We start from the raw sequence: 7,692 nt of genomic DNA on the forward strand, positions 1-7,692 counted from the left end.
CAGTCTTACAAATTTAGATGCTTAGCCTCTGCTTAGGCTATTTATTATAAGCAATAGAAATTTTTTACTTATCCATGCAATCACTTATGGAAAATTTAAATACTTTGGGGTTATGTGACAAAACTGTCTTTGCAAGTGGCTCTACTCACCGCATAAAAATCTAGACTTTTGATTAATCGCCTCTATTTCGCTTAAATAAAGTACGGATTTAACAAAACCATAAAATAGTACCTTCTGTCTCAACTTGACTGTAATTGCACAGCTCAATATGATCTTCTCAGACATTATACCAATGGATATACAGTTTGCTGAATTATCAACGATACTTGCCAACATCTCATATTAAAGCTAAATCTGTTTTAATTTTAACAACAACTTTAATATTTACTGGTTGTGCATCACTTGGTGGCGGTTCCGTAGAAAAGCGTTCAGCAAAATTAGCCAACGGCATTCAAAAGGCATATGCTGTTGAACCAACTACAGCACTACGTATTGCACCTATGATTGTACAAAGTGCAGATCGTTATAATGTGGATCCATTACTAGTTGCAGCAGTCATAAGACAAGAGTCTAGCTATAGAAATTATGCTGTTTCCCCTGCTGGTGCTATTGGACTTACTCAAGTTATCCCACGCTATTGGCAACAAACCTGCCCTGGTGATTTATTTGAAGAGATTAATAATATTAATTGTGGCACCTATATTCTCGCTAACTATAACCAAAAAGCAGAAAGTTGGCCCAAAGCTTTGGCTTATTATAATGTCGGTCCAACAGGATACCATTCGAGCTGGAAAATGAAGCGTCAAGGAAAGAAATATGCCAAACAGGTTAAAGCACATCAAGAAACGTTAAAAGGTGCTCTGTGACCTTGTTAAATATGACATAAAAGTCAGTAAATACTAGCTTTTTAGCATTTAGACCCTTATAGATAGCTTATTTTCGGTTCTTTTCATCTGTTTACTTCTTCTTATTTTTCCCTATTAAATTTTAAAGGCTATCTTTTAGCCGCGTCTTCTACATTCCCTTATTATTTAACCTTCCTTGCATAAAAAATCCCCCTCTGCGTTAAGCGGAGGGGGATTTGAATTAATGAGCTGGCGATGACTTACTCTCACATGGATAACTCCACACTACCATCAGCGCTAAGAGGTTTCACTTCTGAGTTCGGGAAGGGATCAGGTGGTTCACTCTTGCTATTGTCGCCAGCACAACTGTTTATGACTATTCGTTGGGTCTAACCTCAGAGCAGTGCTCTTCGTGCCTAACTTTCATCAAATGAGTTATTAACAGGTATATTTGAGTTGGATATTGTATCTAGCTTTATAACTAAATCAAGTTGTTTGCAGTGATTTGAACCACAACACCAACTGTTTGGGTGTTGTATAGTCAAGCCTCACGAGCAATTAGTATTGGTCAGCTTCACATATCACTATGCTTCCACATCCAACCTATCAACGTCGTAGTCTTCAACGGCTCTTTAGAGGACATAAAGTCCTAGGGAAATCTTATCTTGAGGTAGGCTTCCCGCTTAGATGCTTTCAGCGGTTATCCCTTCCGAACATAGCTACCCGGCGATGCGACTGGCGTCACAACCGGTACACCAGAGGTTCGTCCACTCTGGTCCTCTCGTACTAGGAGCAGATCCTCTCAAATTTCCAACGCCCACGGTAGATAGGGACCGAACTGTCTCACGACGTTCTAAACCCAGCTCGCGTACCTCTTTAAATGGCGAACAGCCATACCCTTGGGACCTGCTTCAGCCCCAGGATGAGATGAGCCGACATCGAGGTGCCAAACACCGCCGTCGATATGAACTCTTGGGCGGTATCAGCCTGTTATCCCCAGAGTACCTTTTATCCGTTGAGCGATGGCCCTTCCATACAGAACCACCGGATCACTAAGACCTACTTTCGTACCTGCTCGACTTGTGGGTCTCGCAGTTAAGCGCGCTTTTGCCTTTATACTCTACGCGTGATTTCCGACCACGCTGAGCGCACCTTCGTACTCCTCCGTTACTCTTTAGGAGGAGACCGCCCCAGTCAAACTACCCACCAGACATGGTCCTCGTCCCGGATAACGGGACAGAGTTAGAACCTCAATATTACCAGGGTGGTATTTCAAGATTGGCTCCACCGAAACTAGCGTCTCGGTTTCAAAGCCTCCCACCTATCCTACACAAGTAAGATCAAAGTTCAATGTCAAGCTGCAGTAAAGGTTCACGGGGTCTTTCCGTCTAGCCGCGGGTACACCGCATCTTCACGGCGAATTCGATTTCACTGAGTCTCTGCTGGAGACAGCGCCCCCATCATTATGCCATTCGTGCAGGTCGGAACTTACCCGACAAGGAATTTCGCTACCTTAGGACCGTTATAGTTACGGCCGCCGTTTACTGGGGCTTCGATCAAGAGCTTCGCTTACGCTAACCCCATCAATTAACCTTCCAGCACCGGGCAGGCATCACACCCTATACGTCCACTTTCGTGTTTGCAGAGTGCTATGTTTTTAATAAACAGTTGCAGGGGCCTGGTTTCTGTGGCTGCCAATAGCTCAAGGAGTAAATCCTATCACCGTCGGCAGCGTACCTTCTCCCGAAGTTACGGTACCATTTTGCCTAGTTCCTTCAGCAGAGTTCTCTCAAGCGCTTTGGTCTACTCGACCTGACCACCTGTGTCGGTTTCGGGTACGATTCCTATGTAACTGAAGCTTAGAGACTTTTCCTGGAAGCATGGTATCAGCCACTTCACTGTACAAGTACAGCTTGCTATCAGTTCTCAGCATAGAGTACCCCGGATTTGCCTAAGATACATGCCTACAACCTTCCACCTGGACAACCAACGCCAGGCTGACTTAACCTTCTCCGTCCTCTCATCGCATTACATAGAAGTATTGGAATATTAACCAATTTCCCATCGACTACGCCTCTCGGCCTCGCCTTAGGGGTCGACTCACCCAGCCCCGATTAACGTTGGACTGGAACCCTTGGTCTTTCAGCGTGCGAGTTTTTCACTCGCATTGTCGTTACTCACGTCAGCATTCGCACTTCTGATACCTCCAGCATACTTCTCAATACACCTTCATCGGCTTACAGAACGCTCCCCTACCACGTGCAATAAATTGCACATCCGCAGCTTCGGCATATAGTTTTAGCCCCGTTACATCTTCCGCGCAGGCCGACTCGACTAGTGAGCTATTACGCTTTCTTTAAAGGGTGGCTGCTTCTAAGCCAACCTCCTAGCTGTCTATGCCTTCCCACATCGTTTCCCACTTAACTATAATTTTGGGGCCTTAGCTGGCGGTCTGGATTGTTTTCCTCTTGACTACGGACGTTAGCACCCGCAGTCTGTCTCCCGGATAGTACTCATTGGTATTCGGAGTTTGCATCGGTTTGGTAAGTCGGGATGACCCCCTAGCCGAAACAGTGCTCTACCCCCAATGGTATTCGTCCGAGGCGCTACCTAAATAGCTTTCGGGGAGAACCAGCTATCACCGAGTTTGATTAGCCTTTCACCCCTATCCACAAGTCATCCCCTGGCTTTTCAACGACAGTGGGTTCGGTCCTCCAGTTAGTGTTACCCAACCTTCAACCTGCTCATGGATAGATCACCCGGTTTCGGGTCTACACCCAGCAACTAAACGCCCTATTAAGACTCGATTTCTCTACGGCTCCCCTATGCGGTTAACCTCGCTACTGAATGTAAGTCGCTGACCCATTATACAAAAGGTACGCAGTCACCGAACAAGTCGGCTCCCACTGCTTGTATGCATGCGGTTTCAGGATCTATTTCACTCCCCTCACAGGGGTTCTTTTCGCCTTTCCCTCACGGTACTGGTTCACTATCGGTCAGTCAGGAGTATTTAGCCTTGGAGGATGGTCCCCCCATATTCAGACAAGGTTTCACGTGCCCCGCCCTACTCGACATCATCATATAAGCCCTTTCGTGTACAGGACTATCACCCACTATGGTTGCACTTCCCAGAGCATTCCACTAGAACTTATATGACTTAATGGGCTTTTCCCCGTTCGCTCGCCGCTACTGAGGGAATCTCAATTGATTTCTTTTCCTAAGGGTACTGAGATGTTTCACTTCCCCTCGTTCGCCTCGTATGACTATGTATTCATCATACGATACCTGCCTTATGACAGGTGGGTTTCCCCATTCAGAAATCTCCGGATCACAGGATATTTGCCGCCTCCCCGGAGCTTATCGCAGGCTATTACGTCTTTCATCGCCTCTGACTGCCAAGGCATCCACCACATGCACTTAATTACTTGACTATACAACCCCAAACAGTCGTAGCACCTACAAGTAGTACTAGGACAGATCGATTGCTCGATCATACAGTTTGTTGTTCTGTGTACTTAAACACTGTACAGCTTCAATTCAATTCACATACCAAAACGCTTGATTCAGTTAATTTCGCTAGTAACTCATTTCTTCAATCTTCATCAATCAGCAATAAATCACTGTTAATGTCGATCTTAAAAACGAGTATGAACAAATTATTTCAACTCAAATATATTCTGTTAATGATTTTTCCAGCCTTCGTCAGGTCAGGAAACTGTGATAAATCACAGAAGTTAATAAGTTATCTACTTACTAATTTCTGTAATCCAACCTATCTGCGCGAAGCATAGCTTCTTGCTTAAATTTCAAGGAAAAGCATGCTTTTCTTGTCTTGAAATTTGGTGGAGACTAGGAGAGTCGAACTCCTGACCTCCTGCGTGCAAAGCAGGCGCTCTACCAACTAAGCTAAGTCCCCAGCTTATCAATAAGTCAATGTCTCTGTTTTTCTGTATTCAGCATTTAACAATGCTTGTTAGTCAGATTTGGTGGGTCTGACAAGACTTGAACTTGTGACCCCACGCTTATCAAGCGTGTGCTCTAACCAACTGAGCTACAGACCCTCAGATACATCGTCATGAAGAACAACTTGTTGTGGATTCTTACCAATCGTCAATCTTTCGTTAAGGAGGTGATCCAGCCGCAGGTTCCCCTACGGCTACCTTGTTACGACTTCACCCCAGTCATCGGCCACACCGTGGTAAGCGTCCTCCTTGCGGTTAGACTACCTACTTCTGGTGCAACAAATTCCCATGGTGTGACGGGCGGTGTGTACAAGGCCCGGGAACGTATTCACCGCGGCATTCTGATCCGCGATTACTAGCGATTCCGACTTCATGGAGTCGAGTTGCAGACTCCAATCCGGACTACGATCGGCTTTTTGAGATTAGCATCCTATCGCTAGGTAGCAACCCTTTGTACCGACCATTGTAGCACGTGTGTAGCCCTGGTCGTAAGGGCCATGATGACTTGACGTCGTCCCCGCCTTCCTCCAGTTTGTCACTGGCAGTATCCTTAAAGTTCCCGGCTTAACCCGCTGGCAAATAAGGAAAAGGGTTGCGCTCGTTGCGGGACTTAACCCAACATCTCACGACACGAGCTGACGACAGCCATGCAGCACCTGTATGTAAGTTCCCGAAGGCACCAATCCATCTCTGGAAAGTTCTTACTATGTCAAGACCAGGTAAGGTTCTTCGCGTTGCATCGAATTAAACCACATGCTCCACCGCTTGTGCGGGCCCCCGTCAATTCATTTGAGTTTTAGTCTTGCGACCGTACTCCCCAGGCGGTCTACTTATCGCGTTAGCTGCGCCACTAAAGCCTCAAAGGCCCCAACGGCTAGTAGACATCGTTTACGGCATGGACTACCAGGGTATCTAATCCTGTTTGCTCCCCATGCTTTCGTACCTCAGCGTCAGTATTAGGCCAGATGGCTGCCTTCGCCATCGGTATTCCTCCAGATCTCTACGCATTTCACCGCTACACCTGGAATTCTACCATCCTCTCCCATACTCTAGCTTCCCAGTATCGAATGCAATTCCTAAGTTAAGCTCAGGGATTTCACATCCGACTTAAAAAGCCGCCTACGCACGCTTTACGCCCAGTAAATCCGATTAACGCTCGCACCCTCTGTATTACCGCGGCTGCTGGCACAGAGTTAGCCGGTGCTTATTCTGCGAGTAACGTCCACTATCCTAGAGTATTAATCTAAGTAGCCTCCTCCTCGCTTAAAGTGCTTTACAACCAAAAGGCCTTCTTCACACACGCGGCATGGCTGGATCAGGCTTTCGCCCATTGTCCAATATTCCCCACTGCTGCCTCCCGTAGGAGTCTGGGCCGTGTCTCAGTCCCAGTGTGGCGGATCATCCTCTCAGACCCGCTACAGATCGTCGCCTTGGTAGGCCTTTACCCCACCAACTAGCTAATCTGACTTAGGCTCATCTATTAGCGCAAGGTCCGAAGATCCCCTGCTTTCCCCCGTAGGGCGTATGCGGTATTAGCATTCCTTTCGGAATGTTGTCCCCCACTAATAGGCAGATTCCTAAGCATTACTCACCCGTCCGCCGCTAGGTCAGGTAGCAAGCTACCTTTCCCCGCTCGACTTGCATGTGTTAAGCCTGCCGCCAGCGTTCAATCTGAGCCATGATCAAACTCTTCAGTTAAAAATCATTAGTAGCTTATGGCTACAAATCTTGGCTCATCAATTTTCTGACAAATATTTCTCAAATAAACTTCGAGTAATTTTTACCATCAATCAATGAAATATTTTCGATCGATCAATCAGTAAAAATCCACACAAGTTGTTCTTCATAATCTCTTAATGATCTTCTTACTGATTCGTCATCAGTAAGCTAGGTCGGCCATACTACTCTCTTTCAAGAAGAAGTCAACTGGTTTTGTTAATTATTTTAAACTCATTCAAGACTTTCAGATTCTACCACTTGGGCTAAATCCTTGTTTCTCAACAAGTTTTAATCAACATCACCGCCGATGGATGTGCATTCTACAGCATTTCTAATCCAACACAACCCCCTTTACTCAATTTTTTATAAAAAAACTCCCACTTGTTTATTTATTCAGCAAAATGACGATTTTTTCTTATTTTTTGAGTGAAAAGTGAACAATTTCTCCAATTTCATTTCGATTTTTTTCTTGCGATTTTTTTTCTTGCCACTTTAATGCACGACAATCCACATATTCACAATAACCACTTTCGCCCTGTTCCTCATAATTATCCATTTTGAGTTGATATTTAAAGCTACCTACATAACCCGCAGCCAAACCAAATTTAAAATCACCACGACTTTGCGCGCAAAGATGAATGTGATGTCCCTGCTCATCTTGATAATGCCATTCAAATTCTCGCGGCAAATACATTTTTTGCCCATTGGGAGTTTTCACAGCAGGGTAAACACGATGAACTTGAAAGTGCACCATCCGATCAAACATATGGGTTTGTTGTTTGTGCAAATCACGTATATAAATACGTGACTGTACAATTCGATTAAACGAATCTCGAATTTGTTCTAACAATAACTGACGCTGATCCAGCAGATTAATGACTTGATATGTGAAAAACGCTAAGGGTAAATAACTAAAGTCGATACTGCGCGCGTATTCAAAAGCTCCCAACTGATCAATGTCATAGCGCTGTTCTTTATATTTAACTTCTCCCTGACATCGACACAATACAGACCAATGCTCAGCAAGACCAAAACGCAATTTGGTGAAATGTGAAATCAGTGGTGTTGTTGTTATTTCAATCTCAAAGCTCAATTCTGTGTCTTTTCTTTGAATTTGAAATTTTGGGAAGGTTCCCATGAGCTGTTCTTTATTGGCAAATTTAAAT

The 7,692-nt window shown here is 45.0% G+C and carries 2 protein-coding genes, 2 tRNA genes and 3 rRNA genes; 1 reads left to right on the forward strand and 6 read right to left on the reverse strand.

Annotated elements, in window-relative coordinates:
* The first annotated feature begins 305 nt into the window (after positions 1-305).
* The gene (locus ABWW28_RS27010; protein WP_195727983.1) at positions 306-866 is read left to right on the forward strand and encodes a lytic transglycosylase domain-containing protein; all 561 of its coding nucleotides are present in this window, start codon (positions 306-308) and stop codon (positions 864-866) included.
* 226 nt (positions 867-1,092) lie between these two features.
* On the opposite strand, the gene rrf is transcribed toward ABWW28_RS27010, so the two are convergent.
* The 6 genes from rrf to ABWW28_RS27040 all read right to left on the reverse strand — a co-directional run.
* Positions 1,093-1,207: ribosomal RNA gene (gene rrf / locus ABWW28_RS27015) — 5S ribosomal RNA — on the reverse strand.
* 175 nt (positions 1,208-1,382) lie between these two features.
* Positions 1,383-4,276 (reverse strand): 23S ribosomal RNA (locus tag ABWW28_RS27020).
* A 409-nt stretch (positions 4,277-4,685) separates the two neighbouring features.
* Positions 4,686-4,761 (reverse strand) — tRNA-Ala (locus ABWW28_RS27025).
* A gap of 68 nt (positions 4,762-4,829) precedes the next feature.
* A tRNA-Ile gene (locus ABWW28_RS27030) sits at positions 4,830-4,906 on the reverse strand.
* A gap of 61 nt (positions 4,907-4,967) precedes the next feature.
* Positions 4,968-6,505: ribosomal RNA gene (locus tag ABWW28_RS27035) — 16S ribosomal RNA — on the reverse strand.
* The 16S, 23S and 5S rRNA genes sit together here with 2 tRNA genes alongside, the layout of an rRNA operon.
* Before the next feature lie 436 nt (positions 6,506-6,941).
* The coding region (locus ABWW28_RS27040; protein WP_353392910.1) for a DUF6670 family protein at positions 6,942-7,692 on the reverse strand (751 nt) is incomplete at its 5' end.

It is taken from the genome of Brucella sp. NBRC 14130 (assembly GCF_040371715.1).
Classification (GTDB): Bacteria; Pseudomonadota; Alphaproteobacteria; order Rhizobiales; family Rhizobiaceae; genus Brucella; species Brucella intermedia.